28 protein-coding genes, 1 tRNA gene and 1 pseudogene are annotated in these 24,253 nt (G+C 62.2%); 21 read left to right on the top strand and 9 right to left on the bottom strand.

Annotated features, from left to right (window positions below; all coding sequences use genetic code 11):
• Nucleotides 1-14 precede the first annotated feature (14 nt).
• From ABUH87_RS05675 to queC, 6 genes are all read left to right on the top strand, one after another.
• Nucleotides 15-776: a cold-shock protein gene (locus tag ABUH87_RS05675; RefSeq protein ID WP_367770948.1), complete on the top strand. Its 762-nt coding sequence runs from the start codon at nt 15-17 to the stop codon at nt 774-776.
• Between the two features lie 132 nt (nt 777-908).
• Nucleotides 909-2,099 carry an aspartate aminotransferase family protein gene (locus ABUH87_RS05670; protein ID WP_367770945.1) on the top strand — a complete coding sequence of 397 codons (1,191 nt, stop codon included), beginning with the start codon at nt 909-911 and terminating at the stop codon, nt 2,097-2,099.
• Nucleotides 2,096-3,025 (top strand): ornithine carbamoyltransferase, encoded by a 930-nt coding sequence (gene argF / locus ABUH87_RS05665; RefSeq protein WP_367770942.1) that lies wholly within the window; start codon nt 2,096-2,098, stop codon nt 3,023-3,025. The genes ABUH87_RS05670 and argF overlap by 4 nt, the downstream gene beginning before the upstream one ends.
• 5 nt (nt 3,026-3,030) lie before the next feature.
• Entirely contained in the window at nt 3,031-3,933 is a 903-nt protein-coding gene (hslO, locus tag ABUH87_RS05660) for an Hsp33 family molecular chaperone HslO (RefSeq protein WP_367770938.1), read from the top strand.
• 129 nt (nt 3,934-4,062) lie between these two features.
• On the top strand, nt 4,063-4,476 hold the full coding sequence (locus tag ABUH87_RS05655; RefSeq protein ID WP_367770935.1) for a DUF3617 domain-containing protein: 414 nt from the start codon (nt 4,063-4,065) through the stop codon (nt 4,474-4,476).
• 57 nt (nt 4,477-4,533) lie between these two features.
• Nucleotides 4,534-5,229 (top strand): 7-cyano-7-deazaguanine synthase QueC, encoded by a 696-nt coding sequence (gene queC / locus ABUH87_RS05650; protein WP_367770932.1) that lies wholly within the window; start codon nt 4,534-4,536, stop codon nt 5,227-5,229.
• A gap of 127 nt (nt 5,230-5,356) precedes the next feature.
• Here the strand turns inward: queC and ABUH87_RS05645 are convergent, their stop codons facing one another.
• From ABUH87_RS05645 to ABUH87_RS05630, 4 genes and pseudogenes are all read right to left on the bottom strand, one after another.
• Nucleotides 5,357-6,418 carry an OmpA family protein gene (locus ABUH87_RS05645; RefSeq protein WP_367770927.1) on the bottom strand — a complete coding sequence of 354 codons (1,062 nt, stop codon included), beginning with the start codon at nt 6,416-6,418 and terminating at the stop codon, nt 5,357-5,359.
• 186 nt (nt 6,419-6,604) lie between these two features.
• Nucleotides 6,605-7,075, bottom strand: coding sequence for a DUF2793 domain-containing protein (locus tag ABUH87_RS05640; protein WP_367770922.1), 471 nt, complete (start codon nt 7,073-7,075; stop codon nt 6,605-6,607).
• A pseudogene (locus ABUH87_RS05635) lies at nt 6,999-7,460 on the bottom strand (terminase large subunit domain-containing protein); the annotation flags it as partial. The pseudogene ABUH87_RS05635 and the gene ABUH87_RS05640, both read right to left, overlap by 77 nt.
• The gene (locus ABUH87_RS05630; RefSeq protein ID WP_367770915.1) at nt 7,453-7,953 is read right to left on the bottom strand and encodes a hypothetical protein; all 501 of its coding nucleotides are present in this window, start codon (nt 7,951-7,953) and stop codon (nt 7,453-7,455) included. The pseudogene ABUH87_RS05635 and the gene ABUH87_RS05630, both read right to left, overlap by 8 nt.
• Before the next feature lie 171 nt (nt 7,954-8,124).
• Between ABUH87_RS05630 and ABUH87_RS05625 the strand changes: the two genes are divergently transcribed.
• A complete protein-coding gene (locus ABUH87_RS05625) occupies nt 8,125-8,763 on the top strand; it encodes a YqaA family protein (protein WP_367770912.1) in 639 nt (212 codons plus the stop codon).
• On the opposite strand, the gene ABUH87_RS05620 is transcribed toward ABUH87_RS05625, so the two are convergent.
• Nucleotides 8,760-9,485, bottom strand: coding sequence for an IclR family transcriptional regulator (locus tag ABUH87_RS05620; protein WP_367770908.1), 726 nt, complete (start codon nt 9,483-9,485; stop codon nt 8,760-8,762). The genes ABUH87_RS05625 and ABUH87_RS05620 overlap by 4 nt on opposite strands.
• Nucleotides 9,486-9,567: 82 nt before the next feature.
• Between ABUH87_RS05620 and ABUH87_RS05615 the strand changes: the two genes are divergently transcribed.
• From ABUH87_RS05615 to ABUH87_RS05595, 5 genes are all read left to right on the top strand, one after another.
• On the top strand, nt 9,568-10,527 hold the full coding sequence (locus ABUH87_RS05615; protein ID WP_367770905.1) for a TauD/TfdA dioxygenase family protein: 960 nt from the start codon (nt 9,568-9,570) through the stop codon (nt 10,525-10,527).
• Nucleotides 10,528-10,554: 27 nt separating this feature from the next.
• The gene (locus ABUH87_RS05610; protein ID WP_367770902.1) at nt 10,555-11,421 is read left to right on the top strand and encodes an alpha/beta fold hydrolase; all 867 of its coding nucleotides are present in this window, start codon (nt 10,555-10,557) and stop codon (nt 11,419-11,421) included.
• A 79-nt stretch (nt 11,422-11,500) separates the two neighbouring features.
• Nucleotides 11,501-12,037, top strand: a complete 537-nt coding sequence (locus ABUH87_RS05605; RefSeq protein WP_367770899.1) for a nuclear transport factor 2 family protein — start codon at nt 11,501-11,503, stop codon at nt 12,035-12,037.
• A 106-nt stretch (nt 12,038-12,143) separates the two neighbouring features.
• Entirely contained in the window at nt 12,144-12,413 is a 270-nt protein-coding gene (locus tag ABUH87_RS05600; RefSeq protein WP_367770896.1) for an usg protein, read from the top strand.
• Nucleotides 12,414-12,476: 63 nt separating this feature from the next.
• Complete coding sequence (locus ABUH87_RS05595; protein ID WP_367770894.1) at nt 12,477-13,031, top strand: NADPH-dependent FMN reductase; 555 nt, start codon at nt 12,477-12,479, stop codon at nt 13,029-13,031.
• A 13-nt stretch (nt 13,032-13,044) separates the two neighbouring features.
• Here the strand turns inward: ABUH87_RS05595 and ABUH87_RS05590 are convergent, their stop codons facing one another.
• Nucleotides 13,045-13,431: a DUF4870 family protein gene (locus ABUH87_RS05590; protein WP_367770891.1), complete on the bottom strand. Its 387-nt coding sequence runs from the start codon at nt 13,429-13,431 to the stop codon at nt 13,045-13,047.
• 62 nt (nt 13,432-13,493) lie between these two features.
• Nucleotides 13,494-14,825, bottom strand: a complete 1,332-nt coding sequence (locus ABUH87_RS05585; RefSeq protein ID WP_367770883.1) for a NupC/NupG family nucleoside CNT transporter — start codon at nt 14,823-14,825, stop codon at nt 13,494-13,496.
• A gap of 109 nt (nt 14,826-14,934) precedes the next feature.
• Between ABUH87_RS05585 and ABUH87_RS05580 the strand changes: the two genes are divergently transcribed.
• From ABUH87_RS05580 to ABUH87_RS05550, 7 genes are all read left to right on the top strand, one after another.
• Entirely contained in the window at nt 14,935-15,618 is a 684-nt protein-coding gene (locus tag ABUH87_RS05580) for a queuosine precursor transporter (RefSeq protein WP_367770880.1), read from the top strand.
• A gap of 59 nt (nt 15,619-15,677) precedes the next feature.
• Entirely contained in the window at nt 15,678-16,577 is a 900-nt protein-coding gene (gene argB, locus ABUH87_RS05575) for an acetylglutamate kinase (protein WP_367770877.1), read from the top strand.
• Between the two features lie 45 nt (nt 16,578-16,622).
• Nucleotides 16,623-17,180: a hypothetical protein gene (locus ABUH87_RS05570; protein ID WP_367772130.1), complete on the top strand. Its 558-nt coding sequence runs from the start codon at nt 16,623-16,625 to the stop codon at nt 17,178-17,180.
• Between the two features lie 80 nt (nt 17,181-17,260).
• Nucleotides 17,261-17,566, top strand: a complete 306-nt coding sequence (locus tag ABUH87_RS05565; protein ID WP_367770873.1) for a YggT family protein — start codon at nt 17,261-17,263, stop codon at nt 17,564-17,566.
• 11 nt (nt 17,567-17,577) lie between these two features.
• The gene (gene folD / locus ABUH87_RS05560; protein ID WP_419956669.1) at nt 17,578-18,489 is read left to right on the top strand and encodes a bifunctional methylenetetrahydrofolate dehydrogenase/methenyltetrahydrofolate cyclohydrolase FolD; all 912 of its coding nucleotides are present in this window, start codon (nt 17,578-17,580) and stop codon (nt 18,487-18,489) included.
• A complete protein-coding gene (locus tag ABUH87_RS05555) occupies nt 18,486-19,232 on the top strand; it encodes a Cif family virulence factor (RefSeq protein WP_367770870.1) in 747 nt (248 codons plus the stop codon). The genes folD and ABUH87_RS05555 overlap by 4 nt, the downstream gene beginning before the upstream one ends.
• An 11-nt stretch (nt 19,233-19,243) precedes the next feature.
• A complete protein-coding gene (locus ABUH87_RS05550; RefSeq protein ID WP_367772126.1) occupies nt 19,244-19,873 on the top strand; it encodes a MarC family protein in 630 nt (209 codons plus the stop codon).
• 38 nt (nt 19,874-19,911) lie between these two features.
• Here ABUH87_RS05550 and ABUH87_RS05545 read toward each other — a convergent pair whose 3' ends face one another.
• Together ABUH87_RS05545 and ABUH87_RS05540 are read right to left on the bottom strand one after the other, a co-directional pair.
• Entirely contained in the window at nt 19,912-20,523 is a 612-nt protein-coding gene (locus tag ABUH87_RS05545) for an LON peptidase substrate-binding domain-containing protein (RefSeq protein ID WP_367770867.1), read from the bottom strand.
• Between the two features lie 6 nt (nt 20,524-20,529).
• The gene (locus tag ABUH87_RS05540) at nt 20,530-21,429 is read right to left on the bottom strand and encodes a tetratricopeptide repeat protein (RefSeq protein ID WP_367772124.1); all 900 of its coding nucleotides are present in this window, start codon (nt 21,427-21,429) and stop codon (nt 20,530-20,532) included.
• Nucleotides 21,430-21,645: 216 nt separating this feature from the next.
• On the opposite strand from ABUH87_RS05540, the gene ABUH87_RS05535 reads away from it, so the two are divergent.
• Together ABUH87_RS05535 and ABUH87_RS05530 are read left to right on the top strand one after the other, a co-directional pair.
• Nucleotides 21,646-21,720: transfer RNA gene (locus ABUH87_RS05535), tRNA-Gly, on the top strand.
• A gap of 510 nt (nt 21,721-22,230) precedes the next feature.
• Nucleotides 22,231-24,240, top strand: coding sequence for a ParB/RepB/Spo0J family partition protein (locus ABUH87_RS05530; protein ID WP_367770864.1), 2,010 nt, complete (start codon nt 22,231-22,233; stop codon nt 24,238-24,240).
• Nucleotides 24,241-24,253: the final 13 nt, after the last annotated feature.

The raw sequence follows: 24,253 nt of genomic DNA, 5'->3' as shown, positions 1-24,253 counted from the left end.
GTACGTTCGTAGAGATGGGTTTTGACAGAGGACGTCGCGGTAGGGGACGCGACAAGCGCGATCGGTTCGGCGAAGAGGAATTCGACCCCTTTTTTGCGGGTCAGGATCGGTTCGGCGGCGGTGGCGACAGATTTGGCGGCGGTGATCGCGGCGGCTTCGGCGGCGGCGCTGGCGGCGGCTTCGGTGGCGGCGCCCCCCGCGGTGGCGGCTTCGGCGGCGGCGGCGGCGGTCCTCGCGGCGGCTTCGGTGGCGGCGCTGGCGGTGGCGGTGGTGGCCGCGGCATGCCTGCTCAGGTAGTTGGCCAGGGCAAAGGTGTCGTCAAGTTCTTCAACGCGGCGAAAGGCTTCGGCTTTATCCAGCGTGACGAAGGCGGCGATGACGTTTTTGTGCACATCAGCTCAGTGGAGCGTGCCGGCCTTGAAGGCCTGGCCGAGGGTCAGCAGCTTGAATTTCAGCTGGTGGATCGCGGCGGCAAAGTCTCGGCTACCGACCTGCAGGTCGTGGGCGATGTTATTCCCGTTGAGAAGCGTGAGCCTGCCCCGCAGCGTCAGTTGACGGGTGATCGTGCAACCGGAACGGTGAAATTCTTCAACTCCATGAAGGGTTTCGGCTTCATCACGCGTGATGATGGTCAGCCGGACGCGTTTGTTCACATCAGCGCGGTTGAGCGTTCGGGCATGTCTGGCTTGAACGAAGGCGATCAGGTTGAGTTCGACATCGAAGTCGACCGACGAGGGAAGTACTCGGCGGTCAACCTCGTTCCGCGCCAGGGTTGATCCCGTCGGCATTGCTCCGGTTATTTGACCGGGGGACTGCAAAAGTCTAAATGCGCGCAAATGGCGGTCCGGTAGGGCCGCCATTTGTCGTTTGCGATTCCCGATGACCTCGATTTTCCAGGAATAACGACCATGTCCATTACGCCGCTGATGCCAGTTTACCCCCGGTGCGACGTTCGCCCAGTGCGCGGTGATCACTGCCACCTAATCAGTGAAGATGGTCGCCGTTTTCTCGACTTTGCGAGCGGTATCGCGGTTAACGCTCTGGGGCACTCGCACGCAGGCCTGATCGGCGCTATTCAGCAGCAGGCGGCAACGCTGATGCACGTCTCCAATCTGTATGGGAGCCCGCAAGGCGAGACGATCGCAATGCGACTGGTCGACCGGACTTTCGCCGATACGGTCTTCTTCACCAACTCAGGCGCCGAGGCGGTGGAGTGCGCCATCAAGACTGCACGGGCCTATCATCAGCATGCCGGCAACACCGAGCGGTTCGAGCTGATCACCTTCAATAACGCCTTTCACGGGCGGACTCTGGCGACGATCAGCGCCTCCAGTCAGGACAAGATGCACAAGGGCTTCATGCCGTTGTTGCCGGGTTTCCGCTATGTCGAATTCAACGATTTGGAAGCAGCAAAGCAGGCGATCGGGCCGCATACCGCTGGGTTCCTGGTCGAGCCGATTCAGGGTGAGGGCGGCATACGGATTGCCGACGAATCGTTCCTAAAGGGCCTGCGCGCGCTCTGCGATGAGCACGATCTCATGCTTGTTCTGGACGAAGTGCAGAGCGGCGTTGGCCGGTCCGGCACGTTCTACGCGTACGAGCAGTATGGAATCGCGCCCGATATCCTTGCGACCGCGAAGGGCATCGGCGGCGGCTTCCCGCTGGGCGCATGCCTGGCGACAGAAAAGGCTGCTCGCGGAATGGTCTTCGGCGCTCATGGGTCGACCTACGGCGGCAATCCCTTGGCGATGGCAGCGGCTGGTGCGGTTCTTGATGTGATCGCTGACGACGGTTTTCTTGCCGAAGTGCAGGCGAAGGGTGAGCGGCTGCGTGGCCGCATTGAACAGTTCATCGGCAACTACCCCGAGCTTTTCGAACTTGTTCGCGGGCGTGGGCTCTTTGTCGGCATCAAGATGAAAGTGGAGCCGCGCGACTTTGTCGCCCACATGCGGAACAACCATGGCCTGCTCACTGTCTCCGCGGGCGACAACGTGGTGCGCATTCTGCCGCCTCTGGTCATCGACGATAGCCATATCGACGAGTTCATGGAAAAACTGTCCGCAGCTGCCGCAAGCTATCAGCCGGCAGAAGCGGCATGAGCGTGCGGCATCTCATAGGGCTCGCGGACGCGGGCGGTGATGTCATTGCGGCGATGATCGCTGATGCGCTCGACCGGAAGGCAGCGCGCCGCAGCTGGCCGAAGGGAAGGCCCGATGCGGACGCGCCACTGGCCGGTCACGTTCTCGCGATGATCTTCGAGAAGAACTCTACGCGCACGCGCGTGTCGTTCGATATGGCTATGCGCCAACTCGGCGGCAGCGCGCTCATCATGGAGTCCGGCAGTACGCAACTGGGCCGCGGCGAAACAGTCGCGGATACCGCGCGGGTGCTAAGCCGCATGGTCGATGCGATCATGATCCGGACCGACGATCATGCGAAGATAGAGGAGCTGGCACACTACGCCGAGGTCCCGGTCATCAATGGCCTTACGGATCTGTCGCATCCATGCCAGATCTTGGCGGATCTACTGACCGTCATCGAGCGCGGCTTTGCCTTGCCCGGTCTTCAGGTGGCCTGGCTCGGCGACGGCAACAATGTCGCCAATTCGTTGATCGAAGCGGCCGGCCTGATGAAGTTCACGGTACGCATCGGCGGACCTGCGGGACATGAGCCAAGCGCCGGCTTCATCGCTGCCGCCCGTGAGGCGGGGGGCACTGTCATCCTCACGCCTGACGCTCGGGAGGCAGTCCGTGGCGCACAGGTGGTCGTGACCGATACCTGGGTGTCCATGGGGCAAGCCGGAGGTGAGGCACATCTGCAGGCGATGCAGCCCTATCAGGTGGACGCGGAACTGATGAAGCTTGCTGCGCCCGATGCGGTCTTCCTCCACTGCCTCCCGGCCCACCGGGGTGAGGAGGTCACTGAGGACGTGATCGACGGCCCGCAGTCCGCCATTTGGGATGAGGCCGAAAACCGCATCCACGCGCAGAAGTCGGTTCTGAGGTGGGCCATGGGTCAGCTGTGAGCGATATGGACGAATCGCCTCGCCTGGAGAAGACTGGCTTCGATCGGGTGCTCGGGTTCACGATCCCCGACCGCCATGCCCGAGGGCGTGTCGTTCGCCTCGGCCCTGCGCTGGAGACCGTTCTTTCCGCTCACGACTATCCGCCCGCCATCAAGCACCTCCTTGCCGAGGCATTGATGCTGACGGCGCTCATGGGCTCGCTGCTGAAGGAGGAGGAAAGCCAGCTTACCTTGCAGGCGCAGGCACAGGGTGGTCCTGTTGATCTCTTGGTGTGCGACTACAAGCGCGGTGAGTTACGCGGTTACGTCAGCCATGATCAGGAGGCGGCCAAGTCTGTTTCCACCAACTCTCGCCTGGAGAGTCTCTTCGGCGAAGGATATCTCGCAATTACCTTCGACCTTGGGACGACTGGAGAGCGCTATCAGGGCATCGTTGCGCTTGAAGGTGCTTCCTTGACCGAGGCATGCGAAACTTACTTCTCGCAATCGGAGCAGGTGCCGACGCTGCTACGTGTCGCCATACGATCAGAGGGATCGCACTGCGTCGCAGGCGGGATGCTCGTCCAGCACTTTCCCGAAGGAGAGGAAGGACGTGAACGGCTTCATGCGAAGGAACAGCATCCCGAGTGGGAGCACGTCGCGATCATGGCGGGCAGTACACGCCATGACGAGCTCATTGATACCGCTCTGCCGCTCGAGGATCTGCTGATCCGGCTGTTCCATGAAGAGCGTGAGGTGCGCGTGGAGCCATTGGCCATGCTATCGCGCGGCTGTCGCTGCAGCGTGCAACACTATCAATCCGTCCTCTCGCGGTTTCCCGAGGAGCAAAGAGCAGAGATGCGGGACGTCGATGGCACGATTCCCGTCGATTGTGCCTTCTGCTCCAAGATCATCCGTGTTCCCGTCTGAGGGTCGCCGTATTCGGAGAACCGGCTTGACGCTCAAATTGCACGCTTTGACGGCTTAGTCTCTTGTGGTATAGGGCGGACCGCATGGGTTCATGCGTTGCCGTAGTCGGCTCCCTAGGTACCCCCTCAAATGACATACCGCCGCTTTATGCCCTCTCTCGTCCTCGCTGTGGGCGTTCTCCTTGTCGGATCTACTGCAGTTCTTGCGCAGGGCCGATCGTCGGTTCTGCTGGATCGCTTCACACCGGGAGAATGGGAACTTCGCAGTCGCGAAGGGCGTGGTGAACCCCAGCGCCTTTGCGTCCGCGATGCTCGCCGCTTCATCCAGATGCGTCACGCAGGGCAGAAGTGTGGGCAGACTGTGATCGAAGACGGGCCTGACGAGATAACCGTGCAGTATACCTGTCCGGGCAATGGGTATGGCCGGACCCACATACGCCGTGAAACTGATGATCTATGGCAGATCGAAAGCCAGGGCATCGCGCAAGGGCGTCCCTTCACGTTTGATGCTGAGGTGAGGCGCGTGGGGCGGTGCAAAGCCTGACAGGGGACTTTGCAGGCTCTACTTTCCCCCGATGGGCGCTCGCTTTAAAGCAGCATCATGACCACATCAGAAGACACTTTCACACCCAAGGCCGTCGTGCTGCTCTCCGGAGGGCTGGACTCGATGGTGGCCGCCGCACTCGCGCGCGAGCAAGGCTATGCGCTTCATGCGCTTACGATAGACTATAATCAGCGACATCGGCGCGAGATCGAGGCCGCGCGTGCGATCGCAACGCGGCTCGGCGCTGTAAAGCACATCGTGTTGCCCTTGGATCTGCGCCAGTTCGGCGGCTCGGCTCTTACCGACGATATCGATGTGCCGAAGGATGGGCTGGGGGCCGACATTCCGGTAACCTACGTGCCGGCACGCAACCTTGTCTTCCTCTCGCTCACGCTTGCATGGGCGGAGGCTATCGGCGCGCGGGATATCTTTATTGGGGTAAACGCACTGGACTATTCCGGTTATCCCGATTGCCGACCCGAATTCATCCAGGGTTTTCAGGATCTGGCAGAGCTTGCCACGAAAGCGGGGGATGGGGGAGAGCCCTTTACCATCCAAGCACCGCTGCAGATGATGACAAAGGCGCAGATCGCGGCAGAAGCAGACAGGTTGGGACTGGATCCCGCCATGAGCTGGTCGTGCTACGATCCCACTGCCGATGGCTTAGCTTGTGGTCTTTGCGATAGCTGTCGGCTGCGTAAAGCCGGCTTCAGCGAAGCAGGTGTAATCGACCGCACTCCTTACGCTGCTTAGAAACGCGAACGCCGGCATAAAACGGTCGGAAACGCCGCCACGTTGGCGGGAATTTCGCGCGACAACTTTCCAAAAGAAAGGGGCCGGATTGCTCCGGCCCCAAATCCATTCACCGTTGCCGGTTCGCTTACATGCCCGAGCCCGGACCGTAAGTGATCTCGACGCGGCGGTTCTGCAGCTCGCGGACGCCATCTGCGGTCGGAACGCGCGGATTGGCTTCGCCGAACGCTTCGCTCGAGATCGAGCCATCGGGGATGCCGCGGCTCGTGAGGTAAGCGCGAACCGAGTCGTTGCGGCGAGCCGACAGACCAAGGTTGTACTGCGCCGAACCCGAACGGTCGGTGTAACCGGCCAGCATGATCGGAACGCTGTCACAGTTGCCGTAAGCACTGACGGCGCTGTCGAGGATCGTCGCGGCCTCAGGCGTGATGTCCGACTTATCCCAGTCGAAGAACACGATGTACGGCCCCTTGTTGCACACCGGAGCCGGCGGCGGCGGAGGCGGAGGAGGCGGCGGCGGCGGAGGCGGAGGAGGCGGCGGAGGAGCCGCTTCTGTGCCACCGAAGTTGTAGGCGACGGTGCCGAGAAGGCTGTGCGAACGCCAGCGACCTTCAATGGAGTCACCTGCAGTGCTCACCATGTTCAGGTTGTCGACGTTGTGGAAGCGGTACTTAAGACCGATGTCCACGTTATCCGTGACGGGTGCCCGAACGCCAGCCAGAGCCTGCCAAGCGAAGCGCGTGTCCTTGTCATTGACGATGACCGCACCCGGGACGTTCACGCGGTAATGAACGCGACCGACGCCAACACCACCGCCAACGAAGCCCTGAAGGCCATCATCAGCGCCGAAATCGAGCAAGCCGTTCAGCATGAACGACAGAACGTCGCCATGACCCCATGCGTCAACAGTACCCGCAGAGTTGGTGAACTCGTCGTTTTCTGCGCGACGGTAGCTGCCCTCGGTTTCGAGACGGAAAGGACCGAAGTCATAACCGATGGCAACACCGCCATCGTATCCGATCTTCGAGTCAACAGAAGCAGCGTTGTTGATTCCAGCAATATCGAAGCTGCTGTCTTCAGCGATCATCGCGCCGAAGCCACCTTCGATATACCACGCGTCATCACGCGCAAACGAAGGCGTGGCAATGGCTGTAGAAGCCAGTGCCAAGCCAATAACGAGTTTCCTCATATGTTTCCCCTATTCAGAGATTTGGAGCCACCGAGTGATCGGGTGTCTACCCCCTGCGTAGACTCTACGCAAGCGCACAGTAACGCCGGTTGTTGCAGATATGCATCAGTCGCGCAAACGTCCCAATGCCCGCTAGAGCGATCCTGCTTTGCGAACACGTTTGGACCCCTGTTGTCGTCACTGCCGTCAGGCAGAGGGAGTGATACCTGAAGCCCGAAGAGCCGAGATCAGCGCTCCGATTGCGGCCCGAGCCTCGCTATCAACAACCTGGCCTCCACTTGGTTCCTGCACTGCTGCAGGTTTTTGCCATCCCTCGGAGAATACACGGAATTGTTGTGCCGAAACGTCGAAGATTTGCATGCCCGGAACAGGATTCATGAACAGCCACTGCCCGCTCTGGAACATGGCAAGAGCGTCAGCGGCACCGTCCCATGCGCCCGTTGGCTCCGGGCCGACAAGCCAGCATTCTCCATCTGAGCCGTTCTGCGGAGGCACATTCGACTGACCTTGAATGGCGCCATGAAGGAGCCCATCGATCCGCGCGAGTGCCTCGTTGTGGAAGATTTCCTTGTGTGCCTGGGCAGCAGGCGTGACTGTGCTGCGGTCCGCGCAGCGATTCCGGCTCTCCTGCGGAATAGAGTGTCGCGATTGCTCCATTGGGCCACGTCAGACGGCGCAGCGAGGGTTCAAATTGGGGGCGCCTGCGTGGAGGGCACACCGAAAGCAGACCGCTTTCGCCCTCCACCATGACGGCGCGTGCCTCGCCAAGCGAAGCGGCGACCAGCGCAATTCGGGCGTTCGACTCCGCTTCTGCGGCTGCGCGCACCCATTCAGCACCAGCGCGTGTCTTGCCGAAGCCGCGTCCAGCCATGATCAGCCAGGTGTGCCAGTCGCCCGGCGGGGCAGATTGCTCTTCGCGTGCCCACAAGTTCCAGTGAGTGAGGAACTCCTCGCGTTCGGCCTGCGGCATGCGCGCGAGCATCCTATGCCGCTCGGCCAGGTCGGCTCGCGCAAGACGGGACAGGCGGCGCGGGTCAGCCATGCGCTGCATCCTGTTCCGCAGCCGGAGCTTCGCAGGTCTGCTCCGGCACTGCAGGGAGGCGCAGGCGGTCAATCCGCGCATTGATCCGCTCCAGGATCACGCCCGAATCGCGGCTGTCGCGGACCGCCTGCTGGCGTGCGACTGATTCCCTGTGAACGGTCAGCAGGCGCAGCGCCGTCGCGTTGTCGAAAATGCGGGTGCCTCGTTTCGCACCGCTGGCCGGCTTGATCTCTCCTTCGCGCAGCCGATGAAGCAGCGCCATCTCCAAGTGTTCGTACCCCTCGCAGAGCGCTTCCTGCCACTCGCGGTAGAACTCTGGATCTCGGCGGCGCGCCTCGTAGGCCCGCGCTGTGGTCACCTCTGCCGCTTTGGCGGAAGCGGTGACGTTCGACGTCGCTGCGAGATGAGCCAGCAACGGCTGACGCCAACAGGTTTCTTCGGCCACACGGGTGCGGCGGGCACGGCGCTGGGCCGGCACTTTCGTGTCCTGCATGAAGATGATCCTGAGTGGTGAGAAGCGCTGGGCTGAATTGGCGCCTCGATGTTCACGTTATGTACCGAAACACCATGCCGATGTCAAGAGAAATGTGCCAAAATGGTTATCGACTTGCCCGCCGCACCAATGCTGCTACGCACCATCCAAGGGATCTAGCGGGGAAACCTAATGCTGCGCCGCCTTTACGAATGGACCATGGCAAAAGCTGCGCATCCGCATGCCACCGGCTGGCTCGCGCTGTTCGCTTTTCTGGAAGCCAGCTTCTTCCCCGTCCCTCCGCACCCGCTCCTTGGCTTGATGTGCCTCGCCGAGCCGAAGAAGGCGATTCGCTTTGCGGCCGTGGCGACGATCGCTTCAGTGCTGGGCGGTCTTCTGGGCTATGCTATCGGCGCGCTGGCTTATGAAGCGTTCGGAGAGGCGCTCCTGCGAGCGCTGGGCCTGGCGGAGAGCTTCCCCAAGGCGGCGTGCTACTTGCGCGAGTACGGAGCCGAAATCATCATCATGAAGGGCGCGACGCCGATCCCCTTCAAGCTGCTGACCATCACCGCCGGCTTTGTGGGGATGAGCCTGGCCGTATTCATCGGCGCCAGCCTCATCTCACGCTCGATCAGTTTCATGGTGGTTGGCATCCTGTTCCGGCTCTTCGGTGCACCGATCAAGTCGTTCATCGACAAGTACCTGGCGCTGGTCACGGTCGGTTTCGTGGTGCTCGTCGTCGCGGGATTCCTCGCCATTGCGCTCCTTGGGAACAGCGGTGAGCAGACCAACGAGGCTTGCGAAACGGCACCGCAGGAGGTTCGCGCCTAGGCCGCGACAGCGGGGGCTAACGCGCGAGTGGCTGCAGCCAGGCGGGACCCCAGAACAGGAATGCGCTCGGGCGCGATCCTCTCGGCAGGCCCGGTCAGGACAATGGCGCCGATCGGCCGCTCGTCCGCGCCCAGCACGGCAGATGCAAGAGCGATCGCCTCGGGTACGATGGCGCCGTCGTTCAGCGCATAGCCGCGCTTGCGGACTGCGGCGAACTGTTCCAACGCCGCCGCGTCGGGCGGGCCGCCCAGCAATACCTGCTGCTCCTCGGGACAAAGGTACGGCAACAATGCGCGGACTGTGGCGCTCCCCCGCGCAGGTATGACAAGGCCGACCGGCGTCACCAACCTGAGCGCCTGTGGGCTTTCCAGCGCATCGATGACCACGAATTGGTCTCCGTCGGGCACGGTGAGGTAGGCCGTCTCGCCAGTTTCTGCCCTGAGCGCCTCCAGCGCAGGACGCACTCTCAGACGCAGTTCGTTCTGCGAGTGAGGTGTGTGCGCCAGAGTCAGGATTCTCGGGGTCAGCTCCCACTGCCCCAATTGACCCGGAGCGGTCCGGATCCAGCCGGCATCTGCCAAAGTCATCAGGTCCCGCTGTACCGCGCTTTTGTCGGCATCCAGCTTGCGAGCGAGCGCGCTGACGCCGACCGGCTGCTGTGCAGCGACAGCTTCGAAGACCTGCAGCATGCGCCCGGCACTCTGACTTCGCTTGACGGCCACCGTGCCTACCCTTTATCGTGTTACTATACGACCTAACATATTACATAGTGATACATCAAGACGTCAATAAAAGGAGAGTTCCATGCCTGAGTTCCAGGTTCGATCGCTCGACGCCGGCCTTCCTTTCGGTATCCGCATAGCTGGGCTGACGCGGGCGATGCTCGAGGACGCGTCCACGCGCCAGCAGATCGACGATCTGTTCGTCACGCACGGCATGATCGTGTTCGAAGATGTCGAGCAGAGCGATGAGATGCAGCTGGCGATCAGCAGCTGTTTCGGCCCGTTGAAGGAGCACCCCGTCAAAGCCGTCAGCCGCGTCGATTCCGACCGGTTGCCGGGTGTGATCGAGATACGCAGCCGGCGGGGGCAAGGCATTGTCGAAGTGAATGGAAAGCAGCTCTCTCACTGGCTGCCCTGGCACTTCGATCACTGTTACAACGACGAACTCAATCGCGCTGGCGTGCTGCGTTCGGTGGAGCGCGTGGAAGAGGGCGGCATCACCGGCTTCCTCGACGGCGTCGCGCTATGGAAGGTCTTCCCGGAGGACCTGCGCGACCGGATCGAGAGCGCAGAGGTGCTCTACAAGCTGGCAACGCAGTACGATCAGCTCAAGTTCGGCAGGCCCGCCGAGTATAAGATGATCGAACCCAAACCCATTCCGCCTTCTTTCCATGAGCAGGTCGCCACCATGTCGCGCGCGATCCACCCAGTGGTCTGGACCCATGCATGCGGAGACAAGGCTTTGCACATATCCGCGTACATGGCCGAGGGGATTGTCGGCGACGAGACTCCAGCAGGCGATGCGCTGCTCGAACGCGTATGTCAGGAGATCAACCGTCTGGGCGAAAGCTGCAGCTATCACCACAAGTGGCGTGAGGGAGACATGGTGATCTGGGACAACACTCGCATGCTGCACTGCGTCTCGGGCAACAACCCGGACGAAGAGCGGCTGATGTATCGCACCACGATCGCCGGAGATTATGGCCTGGGCCGTTGGGAGACCACGCCCGCGAACACGGCAACTGCCGACGCCATGGCCTAGATCAAAGCTCGAACGGGGAGAGGGGTATTGGCAAAGATCGAGGTGAACGGCCTGACGCTCGATTACGAGCTGATCGGTGAGGAAGGCGCGCCACCCCTGGTGCTCACACCGGGGGGGCGCTACGCGCGTGACACGGCGGGTGTACCGGAGTTGGGCGCCGAACTGGCGAAGGGCGGCTTTCGGGTTCTACTCTGGGACAGGCCCGGTTGTGGCGCGTCGGACATCGCCTTCACTGCAGCCTCGGAATCAGTGATGAACTGTGAGGCACTCGTCGGTCTGATCAAGGCACTGGACCTGAAGGACGTTCGGCTGGCTGGCGGTTCAGCGGGTTCGCGCGTGACACTGATGGCTGCGGCACGGATGCCGGAGAGCGTGAGAAAGGTCGCGATCTGGTGGATCAGCGGCGGTCCGGTCGGGCTTGCGGGCCTGGCCTGGTTCTACTGCGGAGACCAGATCGCCGCGGCCTCGAAGGGCGGTATGGAAGCCGTCGTAGAACTGCCGAGCTGGGCAGACCAGATCGCCCGCAACCCGAAGATCCGCGACATCCTTCTGGCGCAGGATCCGGACGAGTTCATTGAGACCATGCAGCAGTGGGGCAAAGCCTTCGCCTACCGCGACGACACCCCTGTGCCCGGCATGACGGCGTCCGACTTCGCGCGGCTGACGATGCCGGTGCTGACATTCCGCTCCGGCAAGAGCGACATGGCCCACACCCGCCGCACATCCGAATGGACGCACGAGATGCTGCCGCACTCACGCCTTGTCGAGCCGCCCTGGCGCGAGGACGAGTGGAACTACGTCTCGACGTTCCCCATGGACCTAGCCAATCGCCGCGGCAGGTTCGAACGGTGGCCGTTGCTGTCCACGATGCTGCTGGATTTCTTCCGGGATTAGATGCGCCGAAATGCGCCGCTCTCCTTGGCGGTTTCGATCGCCGAGGTTATCCCCGTCGAAAGAGCAAGGAGATGGAATCATGAGCGAGGCTCAACTGGCTGAGCTGATGGATCGGCATGAGATTCATCAGGTCCTGTTGCGATATGCACGCGGTTTGGACCGGCTGGACAATGAACTGGTACGCTCCTGCTATTGGGACGATGCGATTGAGGATCACGGCCACTTCGTGGGAACGCCGGATGATTTCATCAGCTGGGCGGACGGCACCACGCTGATGTTCGAGGCGACACAACATGCCATCCTCAACCATGTCTGCGAACTGCAGGACCAAGACGCCTATTGTGAGACGTACTATCACTTCTCCGGCACCACCGTCGAAGGTCCGCATTTCATGTCTACGGGCCGCTACGTCGATCACTTCCAGAAGCGGGACGGCGAATGGCGGATCGCCAATCGTGTGACACTGGTGGAGGGTACATACGACGTGCCGCGCGCTGGCCTCGCACCATCGCCTTCGACTGCTTACACACCCGACGCTCCCTGTCAGGCTGCGCGGGACCGGACGGACGTCAGCTACCACCGGCCTCCCCGACCTCGCTCTCCCAACCAGGACTGACGCTAACCCCGGTAAGACGGGGACATCACAGCTGTCTTGACGAGCATGACAGTTGTGTCATGATTTCCTTGCTGCACTGCAACATAGGGCAGTGCGAAGGAGGGATATGGCGCATAGCGACTTCCTGATGCAGCTTGAGGGTTACGGCCTCTCGACGATTGAGATCCACTATTTCATGTCGGACCATCCCCGGCTCCTTCAGCTCTTCGCCTTTCAGCAATATGATCTGGCGCCGCGTTTTCCGGCGTTGAAGAGCTTCCTTGATTACTGGAGCCGTGAGATCGAAGGGCCGCTTCACTCAGCCCGGGTGGCGCATCAGCACCTGATTGGTCCTAGTGAGTGGCGCGCCGTGGACGGCGTGATTTCTATTCACTGATCGCCGGGAACGGCATCGTCCCGCAGGGGTTGGCTCAAAGACACGCCTGCCTCCGGAGAAACCATGCCGATCAAGATTTGCGTCCTCGTGGGCTCCCTCAGAGAAGAGTCCTATAACCGCCAGCTTGCCGAAGGGCTGATCCACCTGCCCGAGGCGCGCGAGCACACTTTCGCGTTCGCCGACATCGGCGCTCTGCCGCTTTACAGCGAAGAGCAGGACAACGATCCGCCCGAAGCGGTTAAACGGCTGCGCGAGCTGGTAAGAGATTCAGACGCCATCCTGTTCGTCACGCCCGAGTACAACCGATCTATTCCCGGGGTTTTGAAGAACGCGATCGACCATGGCTCGCGCCCCTATGGGCAGAGCGTCTGGGCTGGAAAGCCTTCAGCGGTCATCGGGACTTCGATTGGCCAGATCGGCACGGCTTTGGCACAATCACACCTGCGGATGGTGCTTGCCTATCTGGACGTTCCGCTGATGGATCAGCCTGAAGCCTACATCCAGTGGAAGGAAGGGCTCGTCGCTCAGGATCATACGATCGCCGAGAGTTCGCGCGATTTCCTTGCAAACTGGATGAGCGCCTTCTTCACATTCATCCAGCGCCACCAGGGCGGCTAAGCGATACCTGCCCTCAGACCAGCAGGGTCGAAGGGTTGGGCATGGCCGCATGCTTCTGCGCGTTGAGCAGGCTCATGACGCTGCGGACAAGCACCAGCACCAGCACTGCAAGCAGCAGGGGAAGCCCGATCAATACAAGGATCAGGATGGTGCTGATGATGGCACCCACGAAGCCGATCCAGAACGTGTTGATGAGATATTCGAAGTGGCTCCCTTCCCACGCATCCTGCGGCTCGTTGCGCCAGATGTAAGCGAGGATCACGCCAATGATCGCGGTGATACCGACCACGCATGAAGCAAGATAGAGCAGACTGATGATCGTGGGCCGGTTCAGTTCGAAGCTCTGGGCCCGACTGCCTTGCGGCGCTCCGTCCGCACTGTCTTCGCGATGCTGTTCCATGGCGGTTTCCTTGTGTGGTCGTCGGGGATGCTAGGTCGAACCGGACGAGCTGTCACGCCGGATCAGCCAAACCCTAGAAACAGTCCCGCCAGTGCCGCGCTCATCAGGTTGGAGAGGCTTCCGGCCGCAAGCGCGCGCATGCCCAGCCTGGCAATGACCGGCCGCTGATTGGGGGCGAGGCCGCCCGTCACGGCCATCTGGATCGCGATGGAGGAGAAGTTGGCGAATCCGCAGAGCGCAAAGGTCACCACTGCGACGGTGCGCGGCGAGAGTCCTGCATTCTGTCCCAGAGCGATGAACGCGACGAACTCGTTGAGCACGATCTTTGTGCCGAAAAGTCCACCTGCCTGAAGCGCCTCGTTCCAGTCGGGTGTCGCGAGCAGGTAGAACACCGGCGCGAAGACGTAGCCGAGCAGGAGCTGGAAGGTCACTCCGGCGAACCCCAGCAGGCCCGCAGCCCAGCCGACCAGACCGTTGGCCAGCGCAATCAGCGCCACGAACGCGAGTACCATCGCGCCGACCGCAACCGCCAGCTTGACGCCCGTCTGCGCGCCTTGTGCAGCGGCCATGATGATGTTGGCGGGGGGCTCTTCATCGTGTGACACGTCCGCAGGCGTATCCTGGCGGCTGACGCCCGGCTGGTCCGTCATCTCTTCCCGATTCAGCGCTGCGGCGGCAAGGGCGCTCGGGGGCGCTGCATGCTCGAGCTGCGCATCTGCTTCCTCAGGGGTGAGCGAGCGCGGATCGGGCATGATCATCTTGGCCATGAAGATGCCGCCCGGCGCGGACATGAAAGCCGCCGCCACGAGATAATCGATGCGGATACCCATGCTTGCGTACGCCGCAAGGATGGTGCCGGCCACGCCCGCCAAGCCCACGGTCATGAGGCAGAAGAGCTGAGAGGGCGTCAGTGCCGCAAGGTAGGGGCGCACCACCAAGGGCGATTCGCTTTGCCCCACGAAGATGTTGGAGGCGGCCGAAAGGCTTTCCACTTTGGTGATGCCGGTAATCTTCTCCAGCGCGCCGCCGATCCAGCGAATCACGAGAGGCATGATTCGCAGATAGTAGAGGATCGAAATCAGCGACGCGAAGAAGATGATGACCGGCAGCGCCGCGATGGCGAAGCTGGTGCCGCCGATTTCAGGAGACGCCAGAGGACCGAACAGGAAATCCACGCCAGCATGGGCATACCCGAGCAGGCTTTCGACGGCAGAAGCCGCCCCGCCCAGGATTGTGCGGCCCACCGGCACGTACAGCACCAGCGCCGCAAACCCCGCCTGCAGCGCGAATGCAGCTCCCACGACGCGCAGTCGGATCGAGCGCCTGTCGGTAGAAAGAAGCAGGGCGGCAAGCAGAATGAGTACGATGCCAAGAAGGCTGTAGGCGACGTGCATCGGCCGCGATTTCCTTGTGGGGGGGATGGTGCTGAAAAGTGGGGCAGAAACTAGATGCAGCCGCGCGGCACGGCTAGTGCATTTGTGCAACGCCCGTTAGAGCGCGGTGATGCAAGCTCCCGGTCACGTGCGATCCGCTGCGGTCCCTCGCGCATTGTTCATCTACGCGTTGCTCTATGGCGGGCTGGCGGTACTTGCCGGGGTGCTGGGCACCAAGCTCGCCTCCCTCGGCACATGGCCGCTGTTGGGTGATCTCGCGGTGGAGTCCGGGATCTTCGCCTTCCTGCTTCTCGTCGTGATGTCGAGTGCGGTGGCCGAGCTGTATGGTCAGGCCACGGCAAACCGGCTGGTTCGCTTCGGCTTCATACCATTGATCGTATCGATGGTGCTGCTGACGCTCGTGATCCGCGTTGTCCCCCCCGCACCGTTCTGGAGCGACCAGGACGCCTTTGCACGCCTGTTGGGCCAGGGCGCCCGCATGCAGTTCGCCGGGCTCATATCGTATGGTGTGTCGCAGACGCTGAACGTCTATCTCTTCTCGCATCTGGCGGGAGGAAGCGGCAAGCTGCTGATGGTCCGCGCCTGGATCGCCAGTCTGCTCTCGCAAATCGTTGATACGATTCTCTTCATCACGATCTCCTTCTACGGCGTGATTGACCAGCTTAGCGGAGAGCCGATGCCGATCGGCGCGATCATGCAGGGACAGATCATTTCGAAGCTGGTGCTTTCGACGATCATGGTGCCGCCGTTTATCTGGCTCTTCGTGCGAATGGGGCGCCGCCTCGACAGCTGATCTCCCGTTTTGCGGTGAAAAGCCCTTCAATTCACGACGAGGCAGGCTAAAGCGCAGGTATGCCAACCCCACACGATCCCGCATTGCTCGCCAAGGCCGCCACTCTCGTCGATGCGCTGCCGTACATGCAGCGCTACGCTGGCCGCACTTTCGTGGTGAAATACGGCGGTCACGCGATGGGCGATCCCAAGCTGGCCCGTGACTTCGCCGAGGACGTGGTCCTGCTCAAGGCAGTCGGCATCAACCCGGTGGTCGTCCACGGCGGCGGCCCGCAGATCGGTGCCATGCTCAAGACGATGGGCGTCGAATCGCGCTTTATCGACGGTCTTCGCGTTACGGACACGCAGACGGCGCAGGTGGCCGAAATGGTCCTGTCCGGCGCGATCAACAAGGAAATCGTGGGGTGGATCGCGCAGGCCGGCGGGCGTGCCATGGGCCTTTCCGGCAAGGACGGCGGGATGGTTCGTGCTCGCAAGGTGTCGCGCACGATGAAGGACCCGGACAGCAACATCGAGAAGGCGGTCGATCTCGGCTTCGTCGGTGAGCCCGATACGATCGACATCAGCGTGATCGAGACAGTCTCTTCCGCCGGGATGATTCCGGTGATCGCGCCGATCGCGCCGGGCGCCGACGGCGAAACGTACAACATCAATGCGGATACGATGGCGGGATCCATTGCCGCCGCTCTGGGCGCCGCACGGCTATTTCTTCTGACTGATGTAGCCGGTGTGCTGGACAAGCAGGGCGAACTGCTGACCGACCTCAGGCCTGCGGATGTCGCCCGGCTTCAGGGTGACGGAACCATCTCTGGCGGAATGATTCCCAAGCTGGAAACATGTCTTCACGCCGTCGCAGCAGGATGCGAGGCTGCAGTTGTGCTTGACGGGCGAGTCTCGCACGCCATGTTGCTTGAGATATTCACACAGGAAGGTGCAGGCACGTTGATCCGTGCCGCCTGAGCATCTTCTGGGGGAGAATCCGAACTGAAGGGCGCACTGGAAGTGATGCGAAGCCGAGCTGCGAAACTGCTGACCGTTCTTGCTGCAGGAGGGATCCTGGTCCTTTCCGGCTGCAAGCAGGAAGAGGAGAGCGCTGTCGCACCTCCCGTTGAGCCCATGGTGACCGAAACGGCTCCCGAACCGGAGGTTATACCCACCGGAGAATCAACGGGAGAGGCAAGCGGCATTGCCGCCGATCTCGATATGGATGCGTTGCAGGAGCGGGCTGAGCCAAAGCGGCTACTTCGCTTCTATACCGATGCGATCCGCTTGGGCGATTGGGAAGCGGCGGCAAAAGCCTGGACACTCGATGCGATGATGACGCCCGAGAAGCTGAAGGCGCAGTTCGGTGGCGTTGCCGGGCCCAAAGTGGCCGTCGGGAAGGGCGATTCCTCCAGCGCCGCCGGTACGCTCTTTTTCCAGGCTCCGGTCGTCATCGACTTTCCTGATGGCCGCCCATCCCGCAGAGGGACGATCATCTTGCGTCGGGCCAACGATGTGCCGGGGGCCAGCGCGGAACAGCTGGTCTGGCGTATCGAGCGCAGTTCCGTAGTCGAGCAGTAGGGCTGTAACACCGCCGCGCTTGCCCGGGGGCATTGCGCTCGGCTATCAGCGGCCTTCCTGTTCCAGCGAAAGGTCGGTCCTTGCTCTTCCTCACTCTGTTCGAGATCGTCGGCTACATCATCTCGGTCATCGTGATCCTGGTGATCGTCCAGTTTGTCCTCAGTCTCCTGATCTCGTTCAACGTGGTCAACGCGCACAACGATTTCGTCGCCGCGATTTACAAGGCGGTCAACGCGCTGCTTGAGCCGTTGCTCCGTCCGATCCGTCGCATCCTGCCGAATACCGGCGCGATTGATTTCTCCCCCTTGGTGCTGATCGTCGGGCTGGAGATCATTCGCATCATCCTCAAGAATCTGGCGATGGCATCCGTCGCCGGCAATCTGTGAGCAAACTTGAAGTGACCGAAGCGGACGTGAACGCAAGCAAGCGCATCGACGGCAAGGCTTTTGCAGACGGCTTACGCGCGCGCGTCGCTGCTGCGGCGGGCACGTTCGAGGAGGCTGCGGGGCGCAAGGCGGGTCTGGCGGTAGTGCTTGTGGGCGAGGACCCTGCGAGCCAAGTCTACGTCCGGTCGAAGGGCAAACAGACCGTCGCTTGCGGGATGGCGAGCTTCGAACACAAGCTGCCGGTAGAAACCTCCGAGGCTGAGTTGCTCGCTCTGGTGGCGCAACTCAATGCGGATCAGTCGGTTGACGGGATTCTCGTGCAGTTGCCGCTGCCCAAGCACGTCGACGAGCAGAAGGTGATCGCCGCGATCAGCCCTGACAAGGACGTCGATGGCTTTCATGTCATCAACGCCGGGCGGCTTGCTGTCGGCCAGCCCGGCTTCGTTCCATGCACCCCACTCGGCTGTCTGATGATGCTGAAGGACCGCCTGGGTTCTCTTGCAGGCTTGAACGCTGTTGTGATCGGCCGCTCGAACATCGTCGGCAAGCCGATGGCGCAACTCTTGCTGGCTGAAAGCTGCACGGTGACGGTTGCGCACAGCCGGACGCGTGATCTGCCGGACGTCGTACGCCGCGCAGATATCGTGGTCGCGGCGGTGGGCAGGCCCGAGATGGTGAAGGGTGATTGGCTAAAGCCAGGAGCCACAGTCATCGACGTGGGCATCAACCGCGTCCCTGCGGCAGAGGAGGGTAAAACGCGCCTCGTCGGCGATGTGGACTTCGCGAGCGCCCTTCCGGTTGCAGGCGCGATCACACCTGTGCCGGGCGGAGTGGGGCCAATGACAATCGCGGTCCTGCTGCGCAACACGCTCGTCGCCGCATGTACCAACGCTGGCGTTGCGTTCGATGAGGACGCTTTGTGAGGCGTGCCGCTGCGGCACTGGCTTTTCTTGCTGGGGCCTGCAGCACCGCTCCGGCGGGCCTCGGTTACGCGTCAGGAGATGCGGGTCGACGGGCGCGTGGTGAAGAGCCTGTTCGCTACGCGAGCCCCGGCCGGATCGTAGCTGCCGAAATCGCTTTCGCGCAGCTCGCGCGGCGAAAGGGCCAGTGGACGGCTTTTCGGGAAACCGCAGCCGATGACGCCGTGATGTTCGTTCCACAGGCGGTCGGCGCCCGCGATTGGCTCAGGGGGCGCAAAGATCCGCCTCGTGCCGTGAGCTGGGCCCCGCATCGGGTCTGGATGAGCTGCGATGGCTCCCTCGCCGCGACTTATGGCGCCTGGCACGGGGACGCTGGCCGCACTGGATACTTTACCACTGTGTGGCAGCGCCAAAAAAACGGCGAGTACGAGTGGGTGATGGATCAGGGGGATGACCTTGCCACTCCCCTCCAGGAACCCGAGATGATTGGCACGGCCATCGCCTCGTGTGAGCCGCTTCCTCCAGCAACCTTGGCTGCCGACCCTGTCCCAGGAAATGTGCGCCGTGGGGCCAGCCGGGACCGCACGCTTGCCTGGACCGTGCGTGTCGATCCGTCTTGTGGGCGAATCGTCGAGTTGAAGCTGCATGAAGGCACCGGCAAGCCGATGACGACCGTGCTGACGAAGCGGGTTGAGCCGCCGAACGGCAAGGACGGCGGGGCGCCGGGATCGTGCGGTAACACATGATGCAGGCAGATCTGCTGGGCCTCTTCGTCTCGGCGTTCATTACACTTTTCGTGGTCATCGATCCGCCGGGCTGCGCACCGATCTTCGCGGGCCTGACGCGCGAGGCCACTCACGCTCAGGCGCGTTCCATGGCGATCCGTGCTTGTGCGATTGCTGGCGCTATCCTCTTCGTGTTCGCGCTGTTTGGTGAGCGACTGCTTGCTGCGCTGCATATCGAGCTCAACTCTTTCCGCCTTGCGGGCGGCATCATGCTTTTCCTGATCGCGCTTGAAATGGTATTTGAGAAGCGCACGCAGCGCCGCACCGAACGCGCGGAAAAGGTGATGGCTCGCCACGACGAAACCCCGGAGATAGAAGACGTCTCGGTGTTCCCCATGGCGATGCCGATGCTGGCTGGGCCCGGGTCGATTGCCACGACGATGCTGCTGATGTCTCGCGCGCAAGGCACGGAAGCTACGCTCGTGATCCTTGCTGCGCTATCCGCAGTGCTTCTGCTGTCACTCGTGGCGCTGGTGGCTGCGCACCCGCTGATGCGTTTGCTGGGCGACCAGGTGGAGGCCGTAATCACGCGCTTGCTGGGCGTTCTTTTGGCTGCCCTGGCTGCTCAATATGTGATCGACGGGGTGCGCGCCGCGATCTGAGCGGACGGGAGCGTCCACCTAGGGGCTCCCGTTCTCGCCTACTGGAGTGTGGCTCCATCGTCGTCGCCCTCGGCGCAGCGACCGAAGAAATGCATGAGTTGCACAAGAAGCTCGCACCGTTCGGATATGTCGTTCGCTTCCAAAAGCGCTTGCTTGGCGGCGAGGTCGAACGGCGCGATCTGCGAAACTCCATTTATTAGCGAGAAATCGTCCAGCCGCGATACCTGATCCCAGTCGACGCTATAGCCCTGCGCATCTGCGAAGCGTCGCGCCTCTCGTTCGAAGCTGGCGCGCTCGACCGGAGCCAGTACCTGGTTCTCCGCTTCCACGAGCAGTTCCGCTTCCACCTGACGGAAGGGGGTGCGCACGTCCAGTTCGCGCAGCACCCGAAACCGGGCCTCGCCATCCAGCATGATGTTGAAGCGGCCATCTTCAGTCGTCTCGACTTCGCCGATCCGCCCCAGACACCCGATCGAATAAAGCGCGGCGCCTTCTACCGGCCGCTGCGGCTGTATCACGCCGATGAGCCGGTCGCGCACCAGTGCGTCGCTTACCATGGCACGGTAACGCGGCTCAAAGACGTGCAGGGGAAGTTGCAGCCCTGGATAGAGGATCGCGCCAGCCAGGGGGAAGATCGGAAAGCGTGTCACTCCTGCTCAGCCGAAGAGAATCGTCGAGAGCTTGCGCCGGGTTGCAGCCACCCACGGATCTTCCAAGCCGATCGCTTCGAACATCTGGAGCAGCTTGGCCTTGGCCGCGCCCTCATTCCAGTCGCGATCGGCACTGATCATTGCAAGTAGCGTGTCTGCGGCCGCGTCCCGCTCACCCGCTGCAAATGCCGCGCTGGCGAAAGCAAGTTGGGCCTCCATGTCGGCTGGGCGTTCAGCGGCGGCCGCGCGCAAGGTTGCAAGCTCGTTGTCGTCCGGCCGGTCCTTGGCAAGGGTCACAGCTGCGCGGGCCCGTTCAACGAAGGGGTCGGCGGACAATGCCGGATCTATTTGTTCCAGAACGGCTTCGGCTTCCTCGAGGCGTCCTGCCATCACAAGACCCCTTACGAGTCCGCCATGCGCTTCGGCGTTGTCAGGCGCCATATTCACGATCTGCATGAAGATGTCCGCAGCTCGCTCACCATCGCCGCTGGCCAGCACTTCCTCACCCATAGCGAGAAGAGGGGCCAGATCGGCCGTCGGTGTCTCGCCCGCCTGAATCGGCAGTTTGGCCAAAAGCTGGTCCAACATAGTGCGAAGCTGTGATTCTGTTCGCGCGCTCGTCAGGTCCGCCACCGGCTGTCCCTGGAACAAGGCATAGACGGTCGGGATAGAGCGCACCTGGAACTGAGAGGCGATGAACTGCTCCTCGTCCACATTGACCTTGGCAAGGACGACGCCCTTTTCGGCGTACTCTGCGGCAACCTTCTCCAGCACAGGCGTCAGCGCCTTGCAGGGGCCGCACCATTCGGCCCAGAAATCGAGGATGACCAGCTTGGTCATGGAAGGTTCGGCCACTTGCTGCCGGAACCGGTCTACGGCTTTCTGCTCTTCGAGATTGAGGCCCATGCTCGCCAATTGAGTGCTCCCGCGGGGTTTCTGTCTGCGGCCTTAGATCGCGATCCAGGCAGGCTTTGTGAAGGGACAATGATGGGGGCGGCACCTGGACGCACATGAAGAATGCTCTTTTTTGCTTTTTAGGCTTGCAGCCCCCCAATACCGATGCTAACCGCGCGCCTCACCCCGGCCTGCCAGCCACTAGGCAGCAGGTCGAAAACGTCTAGAGCGGGCGTAGCTCAGGGGTAGAGCACAACCTTGCCAAGGTTGGGGTCGAGGGTTCGAATCCCTTCGCCCGCTCCAGTTTTCCAAAGAAATTAGCGAATTGGCGCTACGGCGCACCCTCTTTCGCTGGAGACAAAGCCCGCTGCGAAGGCTGTTGTCTCCACATTGTCTCCAGAAAAGCGGCAAAGATTGAGTGGTTCTGGCGTCGCGTGGCGAATGTCGCGATGGACTTCGCCTTCCCTGACTGAGTCATCCGGTGCTTCCCTTCGGGACCGGCGCTCTATCTCCGCTGCGCTCCGACCGAACCCCTGACAGGTTTCGGCGCATCCGCGTGACAATCGCCTAGCGGACGGCGTGAACACGCCGAGCAATAGCCATTACCCACTTGGTGGCGCCGTAAACGGCGCGGTGCTTGGGGCGCTGCCCCTGGCGTCCTTCGGATCGGCTTCCGCCCAGCTTCCTTCGCCTTCTGCTCCGTGCAGCCGGTTCCCCGCGAAGCCGCCCCTCCGGTTGCACCCCCGGTCTCGCCGACGGGCAGGGTTTCAGCGCGGCGCTTCCCGCTGCGCGGAAACCCAAGGAGTAGGGATAATGACCGATACCATCGAAATCGTGACGACCGAGCAGGCCGAACAGGACAGCCGCGTCATCCATGTGCCGCTGAACAAGCTCAAGAAGTCGTCCAACAATGCCCGCAAGGTGCCGCATAGCGAGGCCACAATCGAAGCGCTGGCCGCATCCATCGCGCACAAGGGGCTGATCCAAAACCTTGTCGTGGAACCCGAGATGAAGGGGGATCGCCCGACCGGCGCCTATCTCGTCACTGCTGGCGAGGGCCGCAGGTTGGCCTATCTGCTGCGCGCCAAGCGCAAGGAGATCAGGAAGAACCACCTTGTCCGCTGCTGGCTCGACACCGAGAACGATCCGTCCGAAGTCTCGCTGGACGAGAACGTCACGCGCGAAAACATGCACCCCGCCGACCAGTTCGAGCGGTTCCATGAGCTTTCCCGCGACAAGGGATGGGGCGCGGAGGAAATCGGTGCGCGCTTCGGTGTGTCCCCGGAGATCGTCAAGCGGCGGATGCGGCTCGGCGCGGTCAGCGGGAAGCTGATGGGCATCTACAGGCAGGACGGGATCACGCTCGACCAGTTGGCGGCGTTCGCGATCACCGACGATCATGCTCGGCAGGAGCAGGTGTTCGACAATCTGTCGTGGAACAAGGAACCGTGGATCATCCGGCGTGACCTCACCGCCAGCAATGTTCCGGCGGACGACCGGCGGGCTGTGTTCATCGGCGCGGACGCCTATGTTGAGGCGGGCGGCACGATCATCCGCGACCTGTTTACCGAGGATGACGGCGGTTTCTTCGAGGATGCGGGCTTGCTCGACATGCTCGTTATCGAGAAGCTGCGCGAGATCGCCAGCGGCACTCTGGCCGAGGGCTGGAAATGGGCCGAGGCGAGCATCGACTTTCCGCACGGGCATGGAATGCGGCGTCATTATCCGCAGCCCATCACCTTGTCGGATGAGGACGAAGCGCGGTTTTCGGAAGCGGCGGAAGCGCATGACGCCCTGATCGAAGGCTATGACTCTTACGACGACATGCCCGATGAGGTGGCCGCAAAGGCGCAGGCGTTGAGTGACGAGATCGACGCGATCAGCGCCAAGCGTTCGGCCTATGATCCCGCGATCATCGCGCGTGGCGGCGTGTTCGTGTCACTCGGTTCCGATGGCAATGTGAAGATCGAGCGCGGTTATGTGCGGGCCGAGGATGAACCGCAGCCGGAAGCGGAGGACGAGAGCGACGGTATCGAGCCCGAAGCCGGCGAAGCCGTTGAGAACGAGGATGCGGACGAAGAAGACGTGGAGGATGCCGATGCGGCCAAGCCCATTTCCGATACGCTCATTCGTGACCTCACCGCTCATCGGGCCATGGCCCTGCGTCTGGGCCTTGGCGAGCAGCCCGGCATGGCAATGATCGCGCTGACCCATGCGCTGGTAGTGGACCTGTTCTATCGTGGGTTCGGCAAGTCCTGCCTCGAGATCACCGCCAAGAGCGAAGAACTCGGCAGTCATGCCGAGGGCATTGCGGACAGCAAGGCGGGCGAGGCGCTGGTGGCACGGCACGACCAATGGGGCGCGCAGCTTCCGACCGAGGCGGCAGACCTGTGGCCGTTCCTCGCCGGGCTGGATGCCGACAGCCGCACCGAGCTTCTGGCGCATTGCGCGTCGCTCACCGTCAACGCGGTGAAGGTGCCGTGGGAGCGCTCCACCGGACGCATTGAGGCGGCAGACAAGTTGGGGCGGGCTGTGAGCCTCGACATGACCGCTACTTGGGAGCCGACCGCCCGCAGCTATTTCGGGCGCGTTACCAAGGCACAGATCGCACAGGCCGTGAGCGAGGCGGTAACCCCGGAAGCCGCCGAGCGCATTGCGCCAATGAAGAAGGCGGACATGGCCGAAGCAGCGGAGCAGCTTGTCGCCGGAACTGGATGGTTGCCTGCCCTGCTGCGGACCATCTTGCCTGAGCCGGAAGATCATGAGGCGGAGCGGCCCGAAGTCATGGAAATGGAGGACGCCTATTCGATTGCAGCCGAATAGGTGATGGGCCGGG

The sequence above is a fragment of the Novosphingobium rhizovicinum genome, from assembly GCF_040813635.1.
In the GTDB taxonomy this organism is placed as follows: Bacteria; Pseudomonadota; Alphaproteobacteria; order Sphingomonadales; family Sphingomonadaceae; genus Novosphingobium; species Novosphingobium rhizovicinum.
This window is presented reverse-complemented; position numbering and strand designations above follow the sequence as displayed.